The sequence below is a fragment of the Duganella sp. BJB1802 genome, assembly GCF_013369445.1.
In the GTDB taxonomy this organism is placed as follows: Bacteria; Pseudomonadota; Gammaproteobacteria; order Burkholderiales; family Burkholderiaceae_D; genus Rugamonas; species Rugamonas vulcania_A.
In genome coordinates, this window is record NZ_JABWEF010000003.1 from 342,290 (window position 1) to 364,483 (window position 22,194).

A 22,194-nucleotide genomic window follows, 5' to 3' on the forward strand; every position below is an offset into this window, starting at 1 on the left:
AACTCGACTAAGAGCGCCAGCGCACATACCCGCCCTGCCGTGCATGACATCGTGGACCACTTGCCTTGCGCACACCGCGCAGGCCACCAGTCGGTCCACTGTTTCAGCACAAAGGAAGCATCATGAAATTCCTGCCCAGATCCACCAAGGCGCTCTTCTATTCCATCGGCCTGCTGGCCGCCGCCCTGCTCGCAGGCTGCGGCGGCGGCGACCAGGGGCGCGATCCCATCCTCGGCCTGCCGGCCGCCACGCTGGTGTCGCTGGCGGTGACGCCGCCGGCGCCCTCCGTCGCGCTCGGCGCGACCCAGCAGTTCAGCGCCAGCGCGACCTATAGCGACGGCTCGACGCAGGCGGTCACCGCCGCCTGGAGCTCGGCCACGCCGGCCGTCGCCGGCGTCGGCGCCACGACCGGCCTGGCCACCGGCGCCAGCGTCGGCAGCTCGGTGATCAACGCCGCCTTCAACGGCAAGACCGCCTCGGCCACGCTGACCGTCACCCCGGCCGTGCTGCTGTCGATCGCCGTCGCGCCGCAAGCGCCGACCGTGCAGATCGCCGCCACGCGCCAGCTGGCCGTGGTCGGCACCTATTCGGACGCCACCACCCACGACCTGACCACCAGCTCGACCTTTGTGTCGGCCACGCCGGCCAGCGCCGGCGTCAACGCCGCCGGCCTGGTCACCGGTGTCGCGCCCGGCACCTCGGTGGTCACCGCCACCAGCAACGGCAAGAGCGCCACCACCACCGTCACGGTGCCTGCCGTCACGCTCACCAACATCGCGGTCACGCCGGCCAACCCCACCGTGTTGATCGGCGGCCAGCAGCAGTTCGTCGCCACCGCCACCTACTCGGATAACAGCACCGCCTTCGTCACCGGCAACGCCGTCTGGAGTTCAAGCAGCCCGGCCATCGCCACCACCGCCGCCACCGGCCTGTCCACCGGCGTCGCCGTCGGCACCACCACCGTGACCGCCACCGTCGGCGCCAAATCGGGCAGCACCGCGCTGACCGTGACTTCCGGCGTGCTGCCACCGGTGCCGCCGGTCGCCCAAGCGGTTCCGCTGGGCAGCGCCGCCAGCTTCGCCGTGCTGGCCGGCACCTCGCTGACCAACAACGCCGGCGGCACCACGCTGATCACCGGCGACGTCGGTTCGCCGTCGCAAACCACCGATCCGACCCTGGCGGCCGGCTACACCAACTACAAGTCCGGCGCCATCCTGTCCGGCGCCCTGGCCGACCTGCAGGTTGCGATCAGCAACGCCAACGGCCGCGGCTGCGACGTCAGCTTCGCCGGCGGCGTCGACCTCGGCGGCCTGACCCTGGCACCGGGCGTCTACTGCTACGCCGGCGCCATCAACATCACCGGCACCCTGACGCTGAGCGGCCCCGGCGTGTACATCTTCCGCACCGCGCTCACGCTCAACTCGAGCGCCAATTCGATCGTCGCCCTGAGCAACGGCGCCACCGCGGCCGACGTCAGCTGGCTGCCGGTCGGCCCGACCACGCTGGCCGCCAACAGCGTCTTCAAGGGCTCGATCCTGGGCCAGTCCGCCGCGATCACGGTGGGCGACAACACCACGCTGCTCACCGGCCGCGTGCTGACCGCCGCCGCCGTCACGCTGCGCAACAACCAGATCGCCAAATAAACGCTCACCTCTCAGGACACCATCATGACCATCGCAAAAAAAATCGGCACACTGGGCACGCTTGCCTGCGCCATGCTCGCCATGCAGGCCGCGCAGGCCGAGGAACCCTTCGTCAACCCGGACTGGGCCAACAGCGCCTGGTACCTGGGCGCCGGCGTGGGCCGTTCGCGCGCCAACATCGACCAGCAGCGCCTGACCGCCAGCCTGCAGGCCAACGGCGCCAGCGTCACCGCCTTCAACACGGATGAACGCGACACCGGCTACAAACTGTTTGTCGGCCGGCAGCTGAACCGCTACCTGGCGCTGGAGCTGGGCTACTTCGACCTGGGCAAGTTCGGCTTCAACGCCACCACGTCGGGCAACGGCGTGCTCAACGGCGAGGCCGGCTTCCGTGGCGCCAACCTGGACCTGCTGGCGCAGCTACCGCTGTCCGAGCGGCTATCGCTGCTGGGCCGGGTCGGCGCGAACTACGCCAAGACCAGCACGCATTTCAACGGCAACCGCCTGGCGGCGGTGACCGGCCCCGACCAGAGCGAGCGCAAGTTCAACCCCAAGGCCGGCCTGGGCCTCGAATACAAATTCAACGAAGCCCTGGCGCTGCGCGGCGAGGTGGAGCGCTACCGCGTCAACGATGCCGTCGGCAACCGCGGCAATGTCGACCTGCTGTCGGTCAGCCTGGTCTACAAGCTGGGCCGGCCTGCGCACAGCGCGCCGGTCTACACGCCGCCACCGGCGGCCGAGCCGGCCCCGGCGCCGGCGCCCGCGGTGACGCCGCTGCCGCCACCACCGCCGCCTAAGGCGCCGCAGCCGACCTCGGAGAAGGTCTCGTTCGCCGCCGAGGCGCTGTTTGACTTCGACAAGTCGGCCGTCAAGCCGCAGGGCAAGGCCGCGCTGGACGACCTGCTGGCCAAGCTGCAAGGCATGGACACCGAGGTGATGGTCACCGTCGGCCACACCGACTCGGTCGGCGCGGCCGGCTACAACCAGAAACTGTCGCTGCGCCGCGCCGAGGCGGTCAAGGCCTACCTGGTGAGCAAGGGCGTGGACGCGTCGCGCGTCTACACCGAGGGCAAGGGTGAAACCCAGCCGCTGGCCGACAACCACACCGCCGAAGGCCGCGCCAGGAACCGCCGCGTGACGGTCGAAGTGGTCGGCACCCGAGGCGCCGGCAAGTAAGCTAGGGCGCGGCGCCCTTGCCGGTGGCGGTCCAGTAGAGGCCGCCCATCAGGTGCGCCAGGTATTGCGGGTCGCGGTACATCTCGCCGCTGTGGCCCAGCGCCGTGACGAACACGCGGCCCTTTTCAACATGGTGGTACCACGCCACCGGGTGATCCTTGCCCATCCCCGTCGCCACCTGACCCGGCCATATCTTGGCCGGGTCGTAGGTGCTCTCGTCCACGTTCAGCACCGGCTTGACGCTGATGTTGTACGGGTTGGTGGACACATACCATTCGTCGCTCCACAGCCAGCGCTGCGGCAGGCCGTAGGCGGCCGGGAAGTCTTTGTCGACCACGTCCACCACGCCGGTCTGCAGCATCGGATGGACGCCGATCGCGCGCCCGACCAGTTTCTCGAACCAGGGCCAGGTGTTGGGCGGAATGATCAGCGCCCGGTGCACCAGCATGGCGTTGCCGCCGGCCTTCATGTACTCCTCGAATTTCCTGCGGCGCGGCGCGCTCAGCTCCTCGCCCGGCGTGTTCAGGAAGACCACGGCCGCGTACTGGCCCAGGTCGCCGTCGAATGCCGCCGGCTCGCTGGTGTAGGTCAGCTCGAAGGCGTGCAGCCTGGCCAGCCGTTCGAAACTGTCGCGGGCGATTGGAATGTACTCGTAATGGTATTTGCCGGGCATGGCCAGCACCAGCACCTTGTACTGGTTGTCGGCATGCGCGGCGGCGGCCAGCAGCAACCCGGCGCACAGCGCCGTCAAGATTTTCCTCATGAATCCTTCCAATCAAAGATAGCGCTAACATCCCACGCTGCGGCGCCGCTGTAAAGCACTATCCATGCTGCGCAACAGCATGGATAATGGGGCTCCAGCCCATACGCCTGCTTGAATGAAAATCTTCCTGATCCTGGTCGGCTGCCTGGCTGTCGCGCTGGGCGTGCTCGGCATCTTCCTGCCGCTGCTGCCGACCACTCCCTTCCTGCTGCTGGCGTCGGCCTGCTTCGCGCGCGGCTCGACCCGCCTGCACCACTGGCTGCTGACCAACCAAATGTTCGGCAAATACCTGCGCGACTACGAGGACGGCAAGGGCATCCCCTTGCGCGGCAAGGTCTGGACGCTGGTCTTCATGTGGACGTCGCTGGGCTATTCGATGTGGCGCGTGAACAAGCCTTGGCTACAGATCATGCTGCCGCTGATCGGCACCTGCGTGACCATCTACCTGACCCGCTTCGTGCCGACCCTGCGCCTGCCCGCGAAGTGATCAAGCCTGGCGCCGCATCTTGCTGATGTGGCGGTCCAGGCTGTTGGCGAAGTTCTGGCGGTCGCTTTGGTTGAAGGCGGCCGGGCCGCCGGTGTCGACGCCGCTGCCGCGCAGCTCGTCCATGAAGGCACGCATGGTCAGCATCTGCGCGATGTTGTCGTTGGTGTAGAACTCGCCGCGCGGATTGAGCGCGTAGCCGCCCTTCTTCAGCACGTCCGAGGCCAGCGGGATGTCGCCGGTGACCACCAGGTCGCCGGGTTCCAGCAGGCGCACGATTTCCTGGTCCGCCACGTCGGCGCCGGACGGCACTTGCACCGAGCGGATGTGGCGCGACGGCGGCACCCGCAGCAACTGGTTCGCCACCAGCGTGACCTGCAGCGGCACGCGGTCGGCCACGCGGTACAGGATGTCCTTGATGACCGCCGGACAGGCGTCTGCGTCGACCCAGATCTGCATCACAGGTCCCACAGTTCGCCGTTGGGGTTGGTGCGCGGCGGCGTGACGCCGAAGTGCTGGTAGGCGGCCGGCGTGGCCACGCGGCCGCGCGGCGTGCGCTGCAGGAAGCCTTGCTGGATCAGGTAGGGTTCGAGCACGTCCTCGATGGTGTCGGCCGCCTCGCCGATGGCCGCCGCCAGGTTGCCGATGCCGACCGGGCCGCCGCCGAACTTGTACAGCACCGCCTCCAGCAGCTTGCGGTCCATGACGTCGAAGCCGACGGTGTCGACGTCGAGCATGACCAGCGCGGCGTCGGCGGTGGCCTTGGTGATGTCGCCGTTGCTTTTGACCTCGGCGTAGTCGCGCACGCGGCGCAGCAGGCGGTTGGCGATGCGCGGCGTGCCGCGCGCGCGGCGGGCGATCTCGACCGCGCCGTCCGGGGCGATGTTGGCCTTCAACAGCGCGGCGCTGCGGGTGACGATCTTGGTCAGCTCCTCGGTGTTGTAGAACTCGAGGCGGGCGACGATGCCGAAGCGGTCGCGCAGCGGATTGGTCAGCATGCCGGCGCGGGTGGTGGCGCCGACCAGCGTGAACGGCTGCAGGTCCAGCTTGACGGAGCGCGCGGCCGGGCCTTCGCCGATCATGATGTCGATCTGGTAGTCCTCCAGCGCCGGGTACAGGATCTCCTCGACCACCGGCGACAGGCGGTGGATCTCGTCGATGAACAGGACGTCGTTGGCTTCCAGGTTGGTGAGGATGGCGGCCAGGTCGCCGGGGCGCTCCAGCACCGGGCCGGAGGTCTGGCGCAGGTTCACGCCCATCTCGCGCGCGATGATGTTGGCCAGCGTGGTCTTGCCCAGGCCGGGCGGGCCGAACAGCAGCGTGTGGTCCAGCGCCTCCTTGCGGTTGCGGGCGGCGGCGATGAAGATTTCCAGCTGGTCGCGGATCTTGGACTGGCCGACATATTCATCGAGATGCTTGGGCCGCAAGGCGCGCTCGATCGCCTCCTCGTTCGGCGACGACGGCGCCGCGTCGATGATGCGTTGTTCGGTGAAGCTGTCGGTCTGGATGCTCATGCAGGTGCTGGTTGCCTATTAAAATTTCGGTGTTTGTAGCATGCGGTTGTAATAATTGTGCAACCGTCTTTTGCTTATTCGGAGTTGTCGCTGTTCGCACTCGGTCAACATGCGGTATGGAATGCCCTCTAGCTCCGGAGGAGATTCTATCTTCACCACCAGTGATTCTACCTTGCCTTCAGCGATCAACTGCTTCCAGGCCCTCAATGATTCTTTCAGCTGAGCGAGTTCGGCTAAGATATCGGGCTTCCGACGCGGTGAGGGATTCGAATCCGAAGCCGAACCGCTGTCTCCACCAATATTCGATGTGTCCATGCTGCCTCCGTAATTCAGATGGTTTTGCCTCTGTAAGTGCCAACTCCGCTGAGTAATCCTTACCGCTGAGAACCGTGGCGCCGATGACATATCCTTGCTGCGCAAGTATGTGACCTCTAAGGTTGGCGAGAGTTCCTCCCTGACCTACAAAATCGTCCACCAAGAGGTAGTTTAGCCCGATCAAAATGCGCCCGGCAAAAGTCACTTGGCGTTGCCAGCGCTCATAACCGCTTGCGCCGGTGTGGCTCACTTTGTTCGTTTGAATGATTCTGCGCTCCCGCGGCCATTTAAGAAAAGCAGAAATAGCGCGCGCCATCGCATCAGGTACGGCATTGACACCTGAAACTTCCTCCGCATGCGCGTTCACCAGGATGGGTGCGTGGCTGTCAAAGCGTCGCCAGAGCTGCTCCAGTATGTACGGGGACATCGTATCGGCAACGAGCTCCATTGCAGCCAAGCCATCGCCGGCCTTGGCGGCGATATAAGCATGGTGCGTCCGTACAAAGCTCTCCGACGCGTGGATGTAGACAGGTGGGAAGTGGTCCCACGGAAAACGTGTCGGCTGGTCCATGATCGGCGGCTCCGCTTGGCTCGATGGTCGAGCATAGGCGGGGCCGCCTGCGATTCGATTGAGGCGGATCAGCCTTTGGACAGCGCCTTCAGCGCCTGCTTGATGCCGTCCGAGACGCCGCTGCCGGCCGGCACGGTCTTCAATGCCAGCAAGGCTTCCTTGTCGGAATAACCCAGCGCCAGCAGCGCGTTCAGGATGTCCGACTGCGAGTCCGGCACCGCGTGCGCGCCGCCGGCGCCGATGTCCGCGCCCAGCTTGCCCTTCAGTTCCAGCAGCAATCGCTCGGCGGTCTTCTTGCCGATGCCCGGCACCTTGATCAGGCGGCCCGACTCCTGCAACGTCACCGCCTGCGCCAGGTCGGCGATCGACATGCCCGACAAAATCGACAGCGCGGTGCGCGCGCCCACGCCGGTGATCTTGATCAGCTGGCGGAACACCGCGCGCTCCTCGGCGTTGCCGAAGCCAAACAGCAGATGCGCATCCTCGCGGATCGCCTGGTGCGTGAACAACACCACTTTCTCGCCCACGCCGGGCAGGTTGTAGAAGGTAGACATCGGCACATCGACCTCGTAGCCGACACCGCCGCAGTCGACCAGCAGTTGCGGCGGATTTTTTTCAAGCAGAATACCGGAGAGACGACCGATCATCGTGTTGTAGCCTTTAAAGAGGAAGGTTTAGCCGACCAGGCGGCCGTTTTTCATGCGCAAGCCGGCCAGCGGGCCGCGCGCGGCCGTGGTCGTGCCCTGGCCGGCGCCGGCGATCAGGGTCAGCGTCTCGCGGCTGTGGGCGTGGCAGATGGCGACGCCCAATGCATCGGCGGCGTCGGTGCCGGGCAGGCCGGGCAGCGACAGCAACCGCGCCACCATGTCCTGCACCTGCGCCTTGACCGCGCGTCCGGTTCCCACCACCGCCTGCTTGACCTGCGTGGGCGAATACTCGGCCACGCTCAGCTCGGCCGACACGAGCGCGCAGATGGCCGCGCCGCGCGCCTGGCCCAGCAGCAGGGTCGATTGTGGATTGACGTTGACGAAGACTTGCTCGATGGCCGCGCATTCGGGCTGGTACAGGCGCGCCACCTCGACTACGCCGTCCAGGATCACCTTCAGCCGCGCCGGCAGGCTGCCCTCGCCGCTCTTGATGGTGCCGGAAGCGATGTAGCGCAGCTTGGCGCCCTGCTTGTGGATGACGCCAAAGCCGGTCGTGCGCAAGCCGGGGTCGATGCCGAGAATAATCATTCCCGGATTGTAACCGGGAACATTGAATGCTGTATATAAAAACAGTGCGGCGGATCCGCAGATCCGCCGCACTGTGCAAACTTGAGGGCCTTCTAATGCTAAATGAGGTTGCTGAAACGTGGTCGCAGCGAGGCGCGGCGCCGAAGACAGTGCGCTAGCACGGCAAGGGGCCGCAACGAAGCTGCGGCCGCGTTTCAGCGACCGATTAGTGGCGGAAGTGGCGGGTGCCGGTGTACAGCATGACCACGCCGCGCTCGTCGGCGGCATCGATCACTTCCTGGTCGCGCATCGAGCCGCCCGGATGGATCACGCAGGTCGCGCCCGCATCGACCACCACGTCCAGGCCGTCGCGGAACGGGAAGAAGGCGTCCGACGCCACCACCGAACCGGCCAGCGACAGGCCGGCGTTCTGCGCCTTGATCGAGGCGATGCGGGCCGAGTCGATACGGCTCATCTGGCCGGCGCCCACGCCCAGCGTCATGTTGTTACCGCAGAAGACAATCGCGTTGGACTTGACGTACTTGGCCACGCGCCACGCGAACATCAGGTCCTGCAGCTGCTGCGGCGTAGGCTGCAGCTTGCTGACCACCTTCAGGTCGCCGATCAGCACGTTCTTCGAGTCGGCCGACTGCACCAGCAGGCCGCCGCCGACGCGCTTGAAGTCCATGGCGTTGACGCCGTTACCCAGCGGGATCTCCAGCAGGCGCACGTTCTGTTTGGCCGACAGGATCTGCTTGGCTTCAGCCGTGAACACCGGCGCGATCAGCACCTCGACGAACAGCTTGGCCAGCTCGGTCGCGGCAGCCGCGTCCACTTCGACGTTGAAGGCGATGATGCCGCCGAAAGCCGAGGTCGGATCGGTCTGCAGCGCGCGCTTGTAGGCGTCGGCCGCGTTGGCGCCCAGCGCCACGCCGCACGGATTGGCGTGCTTGACGATCACGCAGGCCGCGCTCTGGTCGAAGCTGCCCATGCTCTTCACGCATTCCCACGCGGCGTCCGCATCGGCGATGTTGTTGAACGACAGTTCCTTGCCCTGCAGCTGGCGGTAGTTGGCCAGCGCGCCCTCGGTCTTGACGATGTCGCGGTAGAACGCCGCCGACTGGTGCGGGTTTTCGCCGTAGCGCATGTCCTGCACTTTTTCAAACGCCACGTTCAGCGTCTTCGGATAGGCGTTGCGGCTGGCGTGGGCGCGGGTCGCGTCCAGGCTGGTCAGGTAGTTGGCGATGGCGCCGTCGTACTGGGCGGTGTGCGCGTAGACCTTGGTGGCCAGCGTGAAGCGGGTGTCGTAGCTGACGTAGCCGGGGGCGTTGTCGGTGGCCTTCATTTCAGCCAGCACCACGCCGTAGTCCGACGGATCGCAGATCACCACCACGTCCTTGTGGTTCTTGGCAGCCGAACGCAGCATGGCCGGGCCGCCGATGTCGATGTTCTCGATCGCGTCTTCCAGCGTGCAGGTGTCCTTGGCGACCGTGGCCTGGAACGGGTACAGGTTGACCACCACCATGTCGATGGTCGGGATGTTGTGTTCTTCCAGCTTGGCCACGTGCTCCGGGAAGTCGCGGCGCGCCAGGATGCCGCCGTGGACTTTCGGGTGCAGCGTCTTGACCCGGCCATCGAGCATCTCCGGGAAGCCGGTGTAGTCGGCCACCTCGGTCACGGCCACGCCGTTGTCGGCCAGCAGTTTGGCGGTGCCGCCGGTCGACAGGATGTTGACGCCCATGGCGGACAGCGCGCGGGCGAAGTCCAGCACACCGGTTTTGTCGGAGACGGAGATGAGAGCTTGTTTAATCATGGCTTGAGAGGGCTAGTGGTTGAATAGAGGTACGACGTATTCGGTATTGCGGGTGCGGCAACGGCGGCCGTCCCCAGCCACTCATGCCGGAAAAATGCGCGCTGTTACAACAGGCCGTGTTCTTGCAGTTTCTTGCGCAAGGTGTTGCGGTTGATGCCCAGCATCTGCGCGGCGTGCGACTGGTTGCCGTCGGCGCGCGTCATGACCACTTCCAGGATCGGTTTTTCCACGGTCAGCACGACCATGTCGTAGATGTTCGAAGCCTGCTGCTCGCCCAGGTCGTTGAAGTAATCTTCGAGGCTCTTCTGGACTACTTCCTGGATACTTTCTTTGCTCATTTTATATCGTTCGCTTTTAATCTGTTGACGCTGGTAAATCGCCGCGCGGGCTTGTGGCCCCGGCGCTTACCCTTCTGATCCGACTTTTTTAGGCTCTCTACGCCGTCTTACGCTGCTTCCAATTCTTCCGGGAGGCGGTATTGTAACCGCTCGCCGTGTCTCCACTGCGATTCGAAAAATTGATCGACGGCAATCAGTTGTTCTTCAGTGGACTCCAGCAGGTTCATTTTCTGGCGGAACTCCTCGCCGCCCTGCAGGTCGCGCACATACCAGCCGATGTGCTTGCGGGCCGTCCGCACGCCCAGGTAGTCGCCATAGAAAGCATAGTGCGCGCGCAGGTGTTCATCCATCAGGGCGCGCACTTCGTCCACATACGGCGCCGGCAGATGGGTGCCGGTGCGCAGGTAATGGTCGATCTCGCGGAAGATCCACGGACGGCCCTGGGCGGCGCGGCCGACCATGACGGCGTCGGCGCCGGTGTAGTCGAGCACGAACCGGGCCTTTTCCGGCGAGGTGATGTCGCCATTGGCCACCACCGGTATGCCGACCGAGCGCTTGACCGCCGCGATGGTGTCGTACTCGGCGTCGCCGGTGTAGCCGTCGGCGCGGGTGCGGCCATGCAGGGTCAGCATGGCGATGCCGGCGTCCTCGGCGATGCGCGCGATGTTCAGCGCGTTTTTATGGGCGCGGTCCCAACCGGTGCGGAACTTCAGTGTGACGGGCACGTCAACCGCGCCCACCACCGCCTCGACGATCTGCCGGACCAGCACCTCGTCCTGCAACAGGGCCGAACCGCACCAGGCGTTGCAGACCTTCTTGACCGGGCAACCCATGTTGATGTCGATGATCTGGGCGCCGCGCTCGACGTTGAAGCGGGCGCAGTCGGCCAGGTCCTGCGGATCGGCGCCGGCGATCTGCACCGCCTTGGGCTCCATCTCGCCGGTGTGGTCGGTGCGGCGCGAGCTTTTTTCGGTCGCCCACAAGCGCGGATTCGAGGCCGCCATCTCGGACACCGCATAGCCGGCTCCGAGCTGTTTGCACAGCTGGCGGAAGGGGCGATCGGTGACGCCGGCCATGGGGGCGACGAAAACGTTGTTGCGCAGTAAATGAGGGCCGATTTGCACTGGCGATACCTGAACGTGAAGAAGGAACCCTCTATTTTAACCGAAGGGGTGCTCAATTAATAAGCACTATTTTTTATGTGGACGACACCTGTGCAGTCTTGACATTAGATGATGTCGTCCATCGCGGCCAGACTCAGGTGGTCCACCTCGCCCCAGCTGGTGAGCGCCAACTTACCGTCCGACCACGTGAAACGGTTGATGCTGGCATTCTTGACCTGGAAGTCGCGCGGGCTGTCGAGCGACATGCCCACCGCCTCGCGGTAGGCGCATTCCAGCACGCCGCCGTGGGCGACGATGGCGATGGTGCGGCCCGGGTGGCGCCGCGCCCAATCGGCGATGCCGTCGGTGGCACGCTGGTAGAACTGGCGGAAGCTTTCCGCCTCCCGCTCGCCGGACGGCATCACGGCATCGATATCGCGCGCCTGCCACAGCGCGTACTCGGCCGGGTACTGGCGCTCGATCTCGGCGTACAGCATGCCTTCGAACACGCCGTAGCAGCGCTCGCGCAGCTGCTCGTCGGTTTGCACCCGCAGGCCGTCGTACTGGTCGGCCACGGCTTGCGCGGTCTGCATCGCGCGTTGCAGATCGCTGGAGACCAGCACGTCCACCCGCTCGGCGGCCAGCGCCTGCGCCAGCGCGGCGGCCTGGCGGGCGCCCTCGTCGTTGAGCGGGATATCGGTGTGGCCCTGCAGGCGGCGCACGGCGTTCCAGGCGGTCTCGCCGTGGCGTATCAACAAAATGGTGCTGTTCTTCATGCAGTCTTTTTTCTGGACCGGCGCGCCTGGGCGGCCTGGGCCGGGTTCAGCGTGTAGGTGCCGATCAATTGGGCTTCGTCGATGATGTGGCCGTGGATGGCGTTGAGCACGTCGGCGCAGGTGAAGCGCCCCTCCAGTTCCAGGCGGGGCGTGTCCAGCGCGTAGATGCGGAACATGTAATGGTGGACACACTCGTCGTTAAACGGCGGACAGGGGCCATCATACCCGTAATAGTCGCCGGCCATGGCGGGGTCGGCCGCGAACCAGCCGCTGTAGTCGTTCACGCCCTGGCGCACAGTCAGGCCGTCCAGCACGGCGGCCGGGCCGGGCTTGCCGCACGCGGTCACGCCTTCGGACAGCGCGCCCTCCGCGATCGCCTGCACGCCGACCGGGATGTCGATCAGGCTCCAGTGGAAGAAATCGCCGCGCGGCAGGTTGGCCGGCAGGACGCGGTCGGTGCGGTTGACGTCGCTGGCGTCCTGCGGGGCGTCGCCGTCGATGCACAGCAGCACCAGCGATTCGGTGCCGGCCGGCACGTCGCGCCATGCCAGATGGGGATTGCGGTTGGCCGACAGGCTCACCTGCCCGTCCTTCCCCAGCGCGGCAAAGGCGTTTTCCGCCGGAATCATGCCGCCGTTGCGAAAGCTGTCGCTAGAAAGTTTCATGCTCGTCTCCAACCGCCGGTGTCATTTTGCGTTTGTCTGTAGCCAGAACGTCACCGGACCATCGTTGGTCAGCGACACTTTCATGTCCGCGCCGAATTGGCCGGTTTGCACCACTTTATGCTTCTGGCGCGCCTGTTCGACAAAATAATTGAACAGGCGCAGACCGTCGGCGGGCGCGGCGGCCGGCGTGAACGAGGGCCGCGTGCCGGACTTGGTGTCGGCCGCCAGCGTGAACTGCGGCACCAGCAGCAGGCCGCCCTCCACGTCGGTGACGCTGCGGTTCATCTTGCCGGCGTCGTCCGCGAACACACGGTAGCCCAGCAATTTGGCCAACAGCGCGTCGGCCTCCCTCTCCGTGTCGCCGCGCTCGGCGCACACCAGCACCATCAGGCCGGCGTCGATGGCGCCGACGGTGGCGCCGTCCACCACCACGCTGGCGCCGCTGACGCGTTGCAGCAGGCCGATCATGCCGTCAGCGTGACGCGCGCGAACTTGCGCTTGCCCACTTGCAGCACGAAGGTGCCGGCCTCGATCTTCACGGCCTTGTCGCTGACCACGGTGCCGTCGATGCGCACGCCGCCCTGGTCGATCATGCGGCCGGCCTCCGACACCGACGCGCACAGGCCCGCCGATTTCAGCAGTTGCTGGATGCCGGCCGGCGCGCCCGGCAGCGTGATTTCCGCCACGTCGTCGGGAATGCCGCCCTTGGAGCGGTTGACGAAGTCGTTCAGCGCCTCTTCGGCCGCGGCCTGCGAATGGAAGCGGGCCACGATTTCCTGCGCCAGCGCCACCTTGGCATCGCGCGGGTTGGCGCCGCCGTCGACGGTGGCCTTGAGCGCGGCCAGGTCGGCCAGTGAGCGGAACGACAACAGCTCGTAATATTTCCACATCATCACGTCGGAAATGCTCATGATCTTGGCGAACATGGTGTTGGCCGGTTCGGTGATGCCGATGTAGTTGTTCTTGGACTTGGACATCTTGTCGACGCCGTCCAGGCCTTCGAGCAGCGGCATGGTCAGGATGCACTGCGGTTCCTGGTCGTAGTCCTTCTGCAGCTCCCGGCCAACAAGCAAGTTAAATTTCTGGTCTGTTCCACCTAGCTCAAGGTCTGCCTTCAAAGCGACCGAATCGTAGCCCTGCATCAAGGGATACAGGAACTCATGGACCGCGATCGGAGTCCCACTCTTGAAGCGTTTGCTGAAATCGTCGCGCTCCATCATGCGGGCGACCGTGTAGTGCGAGGCCAGCTTGATCAGGCCGCGCGCGCCCAGCGGGTCGCACCATTCGGAGTTGTAGCGGATTTCGGTCTTGGCCGGGTCCAGCACCAGCGAGGCCTGCTTGAAGTAGGTCATGGCGTTCTGCTCGACCTGCTCGCGCGTGAGCGGCGGACGGGTGGCGTTGCGGCCGGACGGATCACCAATCATGGAGGTGAAATCGCCGATCAGGAAGATCACCTGGTGGCCCAGGTCCTGCAGCTGGCGCATCTTGTTGAGCACAACAGTGTGGCCAAGGTGCAGGTCAGGTGCGGTAGGATCCAGTCCGAGCTTGATACGCAGCGGTACGCCGCTTTGTTCCGAGCGCGCCAGCTTTTGCGCGAACTCGCTTTCGATCAGCAGCTCGTCGACACCGCGTTTGGTGATGGCGAGCGCCTCCAGAACGCTGTCGGTCAACGGCAGTACTTTCGAGGGAGCCGGCGGTGTCGAAGAAGAGGTAGTCATAATTTTTTGCGGTATTTTTCAGAAAAAGGTAGGCGGCTTCAGGAGTTTGATATAATCCTCGATCCATCAATCTTGCCGTACGAAAACGAACTTTAATAACAATTAGAAGAAATAAAACGTTCCTGAATAGTTCAAGCGGCAAATTTTAACTGATTGCATGAACCAAATACATAAATTCACAAGCTCACGCTTGTTCAGTCTGCTAGGTTCCACGCGCAAGGCGCGCATCATCAGCGCGTCTGCATTGTTTCTTGCAGTGTGTGCTTTTGGTGCAGCCGGCGTGGCGCCGCTCGCCCCGGACGCCTCCGACCTGCCGGTCAAATCGGTGCAGGAAACGGTCGCACTGCCGGACCTCAGCTCGCAGATCTCCGCGCTGGAACAGCAATCCTCCAACGAACACTTCGTCCACGAAGAAAAAATCCGCGCCGGCGACACGCTGGCCGCGCTGCTGACACGTCTCGGCGTGGACGACGAGGCGGCCGAGAACTTTATCAAAAAAGATAAAGTGGCGAAAGGCGTGATGCAGCTCAAGACCGGCAAGCGGGTCCAGGCGCAGACCGACGACGAAGGCAACCTGCAATGGCTGCGCGCGGTCGTGGTGGACGGCAAGGACATTCCGGTCAAGAACATCAAGGTCACCCGCAAGGGCGAAGGCTTTGTCGCGGAAGAAGAAGCGGCCAAGCTGGAGCGCCGCGTGGAAATGCACGCGCGCACCATCAGCTCGACGCTGTACGCGGCCACCGATTCCAGCGAAGACGGCGCCAAGCTGCCGGATACCATCGTCAAGCAGATCGTCGAGATGTTCTCGACCAGCATCGACTTCCGCGGCGACCTGAAGCGCGGCGACCATTTCAACGTGGTCTACGAGACGTTCTGGCAGGATGGCGAGTTTGTGCGAGCGGGCCGCATCCTGGCCGGCGAGTTCACCAACAAGGGCACGACGTATCAGTCGGTCTGGTTCGAAGATCCACAAAGCAAACAGGGCGGCGGCTACTACAGCTTCGACGGCAAAGCCCTCAAGAAAGCCTTCCTCAAATCCCCGGTTGAATTCTCCCGTATCTCCTCTGGCTTCGCGATGCGCGTGCATCCGATTTCCGGCCAGTGGAAAGCCCACAAAGGCATCGACTTCCCAGCGCCGACCGGTACGCCTATCCGCGCCTCGGGCGACGGCGTGATCGATTTCGCCGGCACCCAGAACGGCTATGGCAACTTCGTCATGATCAAGCACTGGGCCAACTACACCACCGCCTACGCCCACATGAGCCGCTTTGCGCCTGGCATCAAGAAGGGCACCAAGGTCAGCCAGGGTGACGTGATCGGCTACGTCGGCACCACCGGCTGGTCGACCGGCGCGCACTTACACTACGAATTCCGCGTCGGCGGCGAAGCCAAGGATCCAAGCACGATGAACGTGCAAGCCCAGGCGCCGCTGACGGCCGCCGAGATGTCGCGCTTCAAGGCCTACGCCGCCGACATGTCGCACCGCTTCGCGCTGCTGCAGCCGGGCGGCTCCGGCGGCACCCGCGTCGCGGCGAAGTAAGCCACATCAAGACAGGCCGCAACAGCGGCCTGTTTTTTTATCCGCGTGCGACAGCGCTGGCCGGCTCAGGCAAAATACGGTTTTCAGTTTCGGGGGCGGCTATGTCTTTGTATATCGGTTTGATGTCCGGCACCAGCCTGGACGGCGTGGACGGCGCGCTGGCGCGCTTCAGCGGCGACGCCATCGACACGCTGGCGGCCGCCTATGTACCCTTCCCGCCCGCGCTGCGCGCCGAGCTGATGGCCCTGCAGGCCGCCGGCCACAACGAGATCGAACGCGAGGCGCTGGCCGCCAACCAGCTGGCGCGGCACTACGCCGACTGCGTGCAGGCGCTGCTGGACGACGCCTCGCTGCAGGCGCAGGACATCCGCGCGGTGGCCGTGCACGGCCAGACCGTCCGCCACCGTCCCGAGCTGGGCTTTACGCGCCAGACCAATAACCCGGCCCTGCTGGCCGAGCTGTGCGGCATCGATGTGATCGCCGACTTCCGCAGCCGCGACATCGCCGCCGGCGGCCAGGGCGCGCCGCTGGTGCCGGCCTTCCACCAGGCCTTGTTCGGCAAGCCCGGGCAGACGCGGGTCGTGGCCAATATCGGCGGCATCTCCAACATCAGCGTGCTGGCCGACGGCAAGGTGGCCGGCTTCGACACCGGGCCGGGCAATGTGCTGATGGATGCGTGGATCGCCCGCCACCAGGGCAAGGACTTCGACCAGGACGGCGCCTGGGCGGCCAGCGGCAAGGAAATCCCCGGCCTGCTGGCCAATATGCTGGCCGAGCCCTATTTCGCGCTGCCGGCACCCAAGAGCACCGGCCGCGACCTGTTCCACATCAATTGGCTGGACCAGCACCTGGCGGCCTTCCCCGGCGCCGCGCCGGCAGACGTGCAACGCACGCTGACCCGGCTGACGGCGCTCACGCTGGCGCAGGCGATACAGACCCACGGCGCGGGCGCGGACGCGGTCTACGTGTGCGGAGGCGGCGCCTGCAACGGCGTGCTGATGGACGAGCTGGGCGCGGCCTTGGGGGCGCGGGTGGTGGTGGCGTCGACCCAGGCGCTGGGCGTGGCGCCGAACCGGGTCGAGGCGATGGCCTTCGCCTGGCTGGGCTACCGCTTCACCGAGCGGCTGGCGGGCAACCTGCCGAGCGTGACGGGTGCGGCGGGCGACCGCGTGCTGGGCGCGCTCTACCCGCGATAAAACAAAAACGGCGGCACAACCGGAGTTGTCCGCCGTTGATCGCAGCCGGCCGGGGCCGGACTACAGCAACTTACACCGAGAACGACGAGCCGCAGCCGCAGGTCGACGAGGCGGTCGGGTTCTTGATGACGAATTGCGCGCCTTCCAGGTCGTCCTTGTAGTCGATTTCCGCGCCGACCAGGTACTGGTAGCTCATCGAATCGATCAACAGCTGGACGCCGTTTTTGATCATTGTGGTGTCGTCTTCGTTGACGATTTCGTCAAACGTGAAGCCGTACTGGAAGCCGGAACAGCCGCCACCCTGCACGAACACGCGCAATTTCAGATCTGGATTGCCTTCTTCCTCGATCAGCTGGGCGACCTTTTGCGCCGCGCTGTCGGTAAAGATGATGGGCGACGGAATTACTTCTTGCGATTCGGCGACAGCATTCATTTCAGACTCCTACGTGAAAACATTTGATCCATTATAGACCGTTGGCGTAATTCATGCTCCAGAGACCGCCAAAAGCGGCTCCACGCCGGAGCTGTCGCGATGGGTCAATGTGCCCAACACCTGTGCGCCGCCGTGCATTTCCAGCACTTTATAACTGACATCCCCAATGATACGGGCGCTGGGCTGGATTTCAAGCAAATCCCCACTGAAAACACAACCTTTCACCTCGCCATTGACCACCAGATGATCGCAATGTATCTCGCCTTCCACACGGGCGTGCTCGGCGACGACGAGATAGCTCGGATATCCTGCCTCCGCGACAATATTGCCGACGACCTCGCCGTCGATGCGCAGCCCGCCGCGAAACAGCAAGTTGCCTTGCACGCGGGTGGTGGCGCCGATCAGGCTGTCCATGGCGATCATGTGCGGCTTTCTGCTGGCAGGGTGGGCGGGAATTCCTAATCTACTATCCCCGCCCCGCCGCACTTTGATTTACGGCAGCAGCGCGATCTGCGTCAGGCCGGTGGTTTCCTCCAGGCCGAACATCAGGTTCATGCACTGCACGGCCTGGCCGGACGCGCCCTTGACCAGGTTGTCCTGCACCACCAGCACGATCACGGTGTTGCCGTTGTCCGGGCGATGCAGCGCCAGGCGCAGCATGTTGGAGCCGCGCGTGGAACGGGTCTCGGGATGCGAACCGAACGGCATCACGTCGACGAACGGCGAGTCCTTGTACTGTTCTTCGAACAGCGCCTGCAGCTGTTCGTTGCTGACGTCCTTGGTCAGGCGGCCGTACAGGGTCGAGTGCATGCCGCGGATCATCGGCACCAGGTGCGGCGTGAACACCAGGCCGACCTTGTCGGCGGTGAACTTCTGCAGCTGCGCCGAGGTTTCCGGCGTGTGGCGGTGGCCGGCCACGCCGTAGGCCTTGAAGTTGTCGCTCGATTCCGAGAACAGCGTGCCGATCTCGGCTTTGCGGCCGGCGCCGGAGACGCCGGACTTGCAGTCGGCGATCAGCGCGCCGGCGTCGATCAGGCCGGCCTTCAGCAACGGGTAGTAGCCCAGCTGCATGGTGGTCGGGTAGCAGCCCGGATTGGCGACCAGGCGCGCGCCCTTGATGGCGTCGCGGTTCAGTTCAGCCAGGCCGTAGGCGGCTTCTTCCAGCAGCTCCGGGCAGGTGTGGTCGATCTTGTACCATTTTTCAAAGACGGCCTTGTCCTTGATGCGGAAATCCGCCGCCAGGTCGATCACCTTGACGCCGGCCGCCAGCAGCGCCGGCGCCTGCGCCATGGCCACGCCGTGCGGGGTGGCGAAGAACACCACGTCGCATTGGCTCAGGTCGGCCTTGTCCGGCGACGAGAAGGCGATGTTCACGCGGCCGCGCAGCGAAGGGAACATATCGGCAACCGGCAGGCCATCTTCCTTGCGCGACGTGATAGCCGTCAGCTGCACATCAGGGTGGACTGCCAACAGTCGCAGCAATTCCACTCCGGTGTATCCGGTGCCGCCGACGATGCCAACTTTGATCATGTTCTTTCCTTGAATGAGGTAATGCGTGGAGGGGACTGCCATTTTATCAGGCATATGCGACAGGCGTATTACTGCTGCCAGATAGCAAAAAAGCCGCCCGGCACGAGGCCGGCGGCTTTTTTGAGGGCGCGCCGCAAGCAGCGCACCACAGCGTAAAAATTAACGCTTCGAGAATTGTTTTGCGCGACGTGCTTTGCGCAGACCAACTTTTTTACGTTCAACTTCACGTGCATCGCGGGTAACGAAGCCGGCGCGTGCCAGATCGCCCTTCAGCGCTGCATCGTAGTCGATCAGGGCGCGGGTGATGCCGTGACGCACAGCACCTGCCTGGCCGGACTCGCCGCCGCCGTGAACGTTGACTTTGATGTCGAAACGCTCAACGTTGCCGGTCAGTTCCAGTGGTTGACGAATAACCATCAGGCCGGTTTCGCGGGAGAAGTACTCAGCCGCTGGCTTGCCGTTAACGATGATTTGGCCAGTGCCAACTTTGATAAACACACGAGCTACTGCACTCTTGCGACGGCCGGTGCCGTAATTGTAGTTACCGATCATGTCAGTTCCTTAGATTTCGAGTGCTTTAGGTTGCTGAGCAGCGTGCGGGTGCGAACCTTCAGCGTACACTTTCAGCTTCTTGATCATTGCGTAGCCCAGTGGGCCCTTCGGCAGCATACCTTTGACGGCTTTTTCCAGAGCACGGCCTGGGAAACGCTGTTGCATTTTCAGGAAGTTGGTCTCATAGATGCCACCTGGGTAGCCCGAGTGACGGTAGTAGGTCTTCTCGGTTGCTTTGGTGCCGGTCACGCGCAGTTTGCCTGCGTTGACGATGACGATGAAATCGCCGGTGTCGACGTGAGGAGTAAATTCTGGCTTGTGTTTGCCGCGCAGTCGGAGTGCCACTTCGCTGGCAACACGTCCGAGGACTTTGTCCGTCGCGTCAATCACGAACCAATCGCGCTGGACTTCATGGCCCTTAGCGGAAAAAGTTTTCATGTTGACTTCCTAAATAATAAAACACGCTCAAATGGTGGTTCCGCCACGGCTTCAGCGGACTCGGCCTTCTTATTTACTTTCCTGAGCGAACGGAAAGCCGATAAGTATAAGCTGGAACCGCCCGCTGAGTCAAGCCGCAATTCCGATGGAATCAGGCGCGGCGGCCTGGTAGCTGAAAACATTGACCACATTAAAAGTCGTGTCGGGCACGTACAGGCGGCCACGGTCGGCGTAGATGAAGTACGGCATCCAGACGCCGCCGGCGTCCGGGTACTTCTTGAACACGGAAATGCCGGCCTCGTAATGCAGCGTGTCGTCGCCGATGCGGAACATCTTCAGCGCGCGGTTGACCAGGTCGTTGACGATCAGGCGGTCGCCGTCGATGCAGACGCTGGCCGGCAGCATGAAGTTTTCGTAGTCAACGTCGACATCGTCGCAATAGCCGAGGTGGCCGTAGCTCCACAGGCTGTTGCCCTCGCGGTCGAACACGCGCAGGCAGTTGTTGAACTGGTCGCAGACGAACAAGCGGTCCCGGGCGTCGATCGCGATGTCGCAGGGCGTGAAGCCGTCGTCGTCGCGCCAACGGAAGTTTTTGCGGAACTCCACGTAGCCGGTCGGCTGGATCTGCCACATCGAGATGCGGTTGTTGAGCGAGTCGGCGATGTAGATCTCGCCCTGGCTGTTGATCGCGATGCCCTGCGGCGCCTTCAGCGTGCCCTCGCCGCCCACGCCCGCGCGCCCGAACGGCACGCCGTAGTTGATCAGGTAGCCGGCCGGGTTGAACTGGTACATGGTCACCGTGCACAGGTTGAAGTTGGTGACGAACACGATGGGCGTGCCCGGACAGATCTGCCCCAGCGGCGGCGTATGCGGGTAGTAGACGTCCATCGCCAGGTCGCCCGGCACGAAGAAGCCGCGCATCATGTCCTGCAGCTGGCGGTAGGGATCGCTCTCGGTGCTGAAGGTCTTCATGCACCAGTTGCCGGAGTCGATGTTGAGCGAGGCGTTCTCCATGCGCGCCAGCGGATCGAAGCCCAGCTGCGTGCGGAACTGGTCGTACCAGTACTTGTAGACGCTGGTGGTGGCCCTGGCCCAGTAGTCGATCCAGTTGCCGCCCACGGCGGCGTCGCGCGGCAGCAGGCGGCGCTCGCGCTTGAAGCCGATCACCGATGTCATGCAGTTGAATTGCGAGGTCGAGCGCAGCCGGTTCTGGTCATCGCGCCGGTGGCCGACCGATTCGATCAGCAGCGCGTCCTCCTCGCCCCGCGCGCGCGGGATGCGCACCTTGATCACGCTGGACGCGAACGGCTCGCTGATGAAGTACACGTCCGGCTCATCCTCCGCCGCGCAGACCTGGTACGGGCCGACAAACACCACGTCCTCCAGCGCGCCGTAGACGAGGTCCGACAGCGAATGCACCGGCTCCAGCGTATGGTTCCACAAGGGCAGCAGCCCGTTGACCACGCCGACCTGTTCACCGGCCAGGTCGTAGATCGTGATGGCGTTCTCGATATGCCCCGGCACGAACACACGGTCGCCGATCACGCACACCGAGCGCATCACGTTGAACTTGCCGATGCCGCCGGGCTTGCCGTGCTGGTGCAGCATCACCGTGTCGTGCGGCGCCTGCACGCATTCGTCGACGATGGGCCACTCGGTGCTGATCTTCAGCACTTCGTAGTGGCCGGTGTTGGCGAGGTAGAGATTGCCGTTCGCATCGCTGGCCAGGCCCTGCGGCCACAGCAGCTCATGGCGGACGCCCGGCCCGGCCACGTGGCGGAACTGCGCGACGAACTCGCCCTCCAGCGTGAACTTCACGCAGCGGCTGGCCAGGTCATCGGCGGTGTGGAAGAACTCGTCGCAGACATACAGGTAGTCCACGCTGTCGCGCTCGCGCACCACCGTGATGCCGTTGGGATCGGACAGCGGCAGGTAACGGCTGTCGCCCTGGCCGAAGGCATGGCTGAACCACACCTCGTCCTCGTCGTAGGCGTAGGCCACCACGCGGCCGTGGCCCATGTCGGTGCAGTACATCAGCTGGTGCGTGGGATGGGGGCAGACATGGAAAGGCATCAGCAGGCGCGGCGCCTCGGGCGTGTCGTCGCCGGGGCCTTCGATCACGTGCAGCAGCGCGGACAGGTCGGCGGCGAACACCAGCACGCGGCTGTTGCCGGTGTCGCACACCCACAGCCGTCCGTAACTATCGGCATGCACGCCGACCGGCGAATTGAGCGTGAAGTCATCGGCCAGCGGCCCCGTCGGCGTGGTGCCAGGCGCCGTCAGTTCGCCGTAGGAACAAAGGTACTCGATAGCATGACTCATCGCGGACTCCTTGATCTGGATCATAAAGTATGCGTTCCCGGCGCGCCCACGGCAAGGAAAAAATCCTCATGCAAGCCAGTCCGGCCGGAC

Annotated in this window: 24 protein-coding genes; 5 read left to right on the plus strand and 19 right to left on the minus strand. The window is 64.3% G+C overall.

Annotation, left to right across the window (positions count from 1 at the left end):
* The first annotated feature begins 122 nt into the window (after window positions 1–122).
* A complete protein-coding gene (locus HUX88_RS06980; protein ID WP_176361278.1) occupies window positions 123–1,643 on the plus strand; it encodes an Ig-like domain-containing protein in 1,521 nt (506 codons plus the stop codon).
* 24 nt (window positions 1,644–1,667) lie between these two features.
* Window positions 1,668–2,819, plus strand: coding sequence for an OmpA family protein (locus tag HUX88_RS06985; RefSeq protein WP_176361279.1), 1,152 nt, complete (start codon window positions 1,668–1,670; stop codon window positions 2,817–2,819).
* Window position 2,820: 1 nt separating this feature from the next.
* On the opposite strand, the gene HUX88_RS06990 is transcribed toward HUX88_RS06985, so the two are convergent.
* On the minus strand, window positions 2,821–3,582 hold the full coding sequence (locus HUX88_RS06990; protein ID WP_176361280.1) for a ThuA domain-containing protein: 762 nt from the start codon (window positions 3,580–3,582) through the stop codon (window positions 2,821–2,823).
* A gap of 115 nt (window positions 3,583–3,697) precedes the next feature.
* Here HUX88_RS06990 and HUX88_RS06995 point away from each other — a divergent pair, with 115 nt between their 5' ends.
* On the plus strand, window positions 3,698–4,069 hold the full coding sequence (locus HUX88_RS06995) for a YbaN family protein (RefSeq protein WP_176361281.1): 372 nt from the start codon (window positions 3,698–3,700) through the stop codon (window positions 4,067–4,069).
* Here the strand turns inward: HUX88_RS06995 and HUX88_RS07000 are convergent, their stop codons facing one another.
* From HUX88_RS07000 to tyrS, 12 genes are all read right to left on the minus strand, one after another.
* On the minus strand, window positions 4,070–4,525 hold the full coding sequence (locus tag HUX88_RS07000) for a YaiI/YqxD family protein (protein ID WP_176361282.1): 456 nt from the start codon (window positions 4,523–4,525) through the stop codon (window positions 4,070–4,072). It lies immediately after the preceding gene.
* The gene (ruvB, locus tag HUX88_RS07005) at window positions 4,525–5,580 is read right to left on the minus strand and encodes a Holliday junction branch migration DNA helicase RuvB (RefSeq protein WP_176361283.1); all 1,056 of its coding nucleotides are present in this window, start codon (window positions 5,578–5,580) and stop codon (window positions 4,525–4,527) included. The genes HUX88_RS07000 and ruvB overlap by 1 nt, the downstream gene beginning before the upstream one ends.
* A gap of 178 nt (window positions 5,581–5,758) precedes the next feature.
* Window positions 5,759–6,466, minus strand: a complete 708-nt coding sequence (locus HUX88_RS07010) for a hypothetical protein (RefSeq protein WP_176361284.1) — start codon at window positions 6,464–6,466, stop codon at window positions 5,759–5,761.
* Between the two features lie 68 nt (window positions 6,467–6,534).
* Window positions 6,535–7,113: a Holliday junction branch migration protein RuvA gene (gene ruvA, locus HUX88_RS07015; protein WP_020704911.1), complete on the minus strand. Its 579-nt coding sequence runs from the start codon at window positions 7,111–7,113 to the stop codon at window positions 6,535–6,537.
* A 27-nt stretch (window positions 7,114–7,140) separates the two neighbouring features.
* Entirely contained in the window at window positions 7,141–7,701 is a 561-nt protein-coding gene (ruvC, locus tag HUX88_RS07020; protein WP_176361285.1) for a crossover junction endodeoxyribonuclease RuvC, read from the minus strand.
* 205 nt (window positions 7,702–7,906) lie between these two features.
* Entirely contained in the window at window positions 7,907–9,493 is a 1,587-nt protein-coding gene (gene purH / locus HUX88_RS07025; RefSeq protein ID WP_117012893.1) for a bifunctional phosphoribosylaminoimidazolecarboxamide formyltransferase/IMP cyclohydrolase, read from the minus strand.
* A 104-nt stretch (window positions 9,494–9,597) separates the two neighbouring features.
* A complete protein-coding gene (locus HUX88_RS07030) occupies window positions 9,598–9,831 on the minus strand; it encodes a helix-turn-helix domain-containing protein (RefSeq protein ID WP_008445162.1) in 234 nt (77 codons plus the stop codon).
* 107 nt (window positions 9,832–9,938) lie between these two features.
* On the minus strand, window positions 9,939–10,955 hold the full coding sequence (gene dusB / locus HUX88_RS07035) for a tRNA dihydrouridine synthase DusB (protein WP_176361286.1): 1,017 nt from the start codon (window positions 10,953–10,955) through the stop codon (window positions 9,939–9,941).
* Window positions 10,956–11,059: 104 nt separating this feature from the next.
* Complete coding sequence (locus tag HUX88_RS07040) at window positions 11,060–11,710, minus strand: histidine phosphatase family protein (protein WP_117012891.1); 651 nt, start codon at window positions 11,708–11,710, stop codon at window positions 11,060–11,062.
* Window positions 11,707–12,375: a YbhB/YbcL family Raf kinase inhibitor-like protein gene (locus HUX88_RS07045; RefSeq protein ID WP_176361287.1), complete on the minus strand. Its 669-nt coding sequence runs from the start codon at window positions 12,373–12,375 to the stop codon at window positions 11,707–11,709. The genes HUX88_RS07040 and HUX88_RS07045 overlap by 4 nt, the downstream gene beginning before the upstream one ends.
* Before the next feature lie 21 nt (window positions 12,376–12,396).
* Window positions 12,397–12,843, minus strand: coding sequence for a D-aminoacyl-tRNA deacylase (gene dtd, locus HUX88_RS07050; RefSeq protein ID WP_176361288.1), 447 nt, complete (start codon window positions 12,841–12,843; stop codon window positions 12,397–12,399).
* Window positions 12,840–14,093, minus strand: a complete 1,254-nt coding sequence (gene tyrS / locus HUX88_RS07055; RefSeq protein WP_117012888.1) for a tyrosine--tRNA ligase — start codon at window positions 14,091–14,093, stop codon at window positions 12,840–12,842. The genes dtd and tyrS overlap by 4 nt, the downstream gene beginning before the upstream one ends.
* A gap of 157 nt (window positions 14,094–14,250) precedes the next feature.
* On the opposite strand from tyrS, the gene HUX88_RS07060 reads away from it, so the two are divergent.
* Both HUX88_RS07060 and HUX88_RS07065 read left to right on the plus strand, forming a co-directional pair.
* Window positions 14,251–15,633: a peptidoglycan DD-metalloendopeptidase family protein gene (locus HUX88_RS07060; RefSeq protein ID WP_117012887.1), complete on the plus strand. Its 1,383-nt coding sequence runs from the start codon at window positions 14,251–14,253 to the stop codon at window positions 15,631–15,633.
* A 101-nt stretch (window positions 15,634–15,734) separates the two neighbouring features.
* Window positions 15,735–16,829: an anhydro-N-acetylmuramic acid kinase gene (locus HUX88_RS07065; RefSeq protein ID WP_176361289.1), complete on the plus strand. Its 1,095-nt coding sequence runs from the start codon at window positions 15,735–15,737 to the stop codon at window positions 16,827–16,829.
* A gap of 70 nt (window positions 16,830–16,899) precedes the next feature.
* On the opposite strand, the gene erpA is transcribed toward HUX88_RS07065, so the two are convergent.
* From erpA to HUX88_RS07095, 6 genes are all read right to left on the minus strand, one after another.
* Window positions 16,900–17,262 carry an iron-sulfur cluster insertion protein ErpA gene (gene erpA / locus HUX88_RS07070; protein WP_117012885.1) on the minus strand — a complete coding sequence of 121 codons (363 nt, stop codon included), beginning with the start codon at window positions 17,260–17,262 and terminating at the stop codon, window positions 16,900–16,902.
* A gap of 51 nt (window positions 17,263–17,313) precedes the next feature.
* Window positions 17,314–17,685, minus strand: a complete 372-nt coding sequence (locus HUX88_RS07075; protein ID WP_117012884.1) for a polymer-forming cytoskeletal protein — start codon at window positions 17,683–17,685, stop codon at window positions 17,314–17,316.
* A gap of 69 nt (window positions 17,686–17,754) precedes the next feature.
* Window positions 17,755–18,792, minus strand: coding sequence for an N-acetyl-gamma-glutamyl-phosphate reductase (argC, locus tag HUX88_RS07080; protein ID WP_117012883.1), 1,038 nt, complete (start codon window positions 18,790–18,792; stop codon window positions 17,755–17,757).
* Window positions 18,793–18,951: 159 nt separating this feature from the next.
* The gene (gene rpsI / locus HUX88_RS07085) at window positions 18,952–19,344 is read right to left on the minus strand and encodes a 30S ribosomal protein S9 (RefSeq protein WP_008445137.1); all 393 of its coding nucleotides are present in this window, start codon (window positions 19,342–19,344) and stop codon (window positions 18,952–18,954) included.
* A 9-nt stretch (window positions 19,345–19,353) separates the two neighbouring features.
* On the minus strand, window positions 19,354–19,782 hold the full coding sequence (gene rplM, locus HUX88_RS07090) for a 50S ribosomal protein L13 (protein WP_008445136.1): 429 nt from the start codon (window positions 19,780–19,782) through the stop codon (window positions 19,354–19,356).
* 129 nt (window positions 19,783–19,911) lie between these two features.
* A complete protein-coding gene (locus tag HUX88_RS07095) occupies window positions 19,912–22,104 on the minus strand; it encodes an NHL repeat-containing protein (protein WP_176361290.1) in 2,193 nt (730 codons plus the stop codon).
* Between the last annotated feature and the right edge of the window lie 90 nt (window positions 22,105–22,194).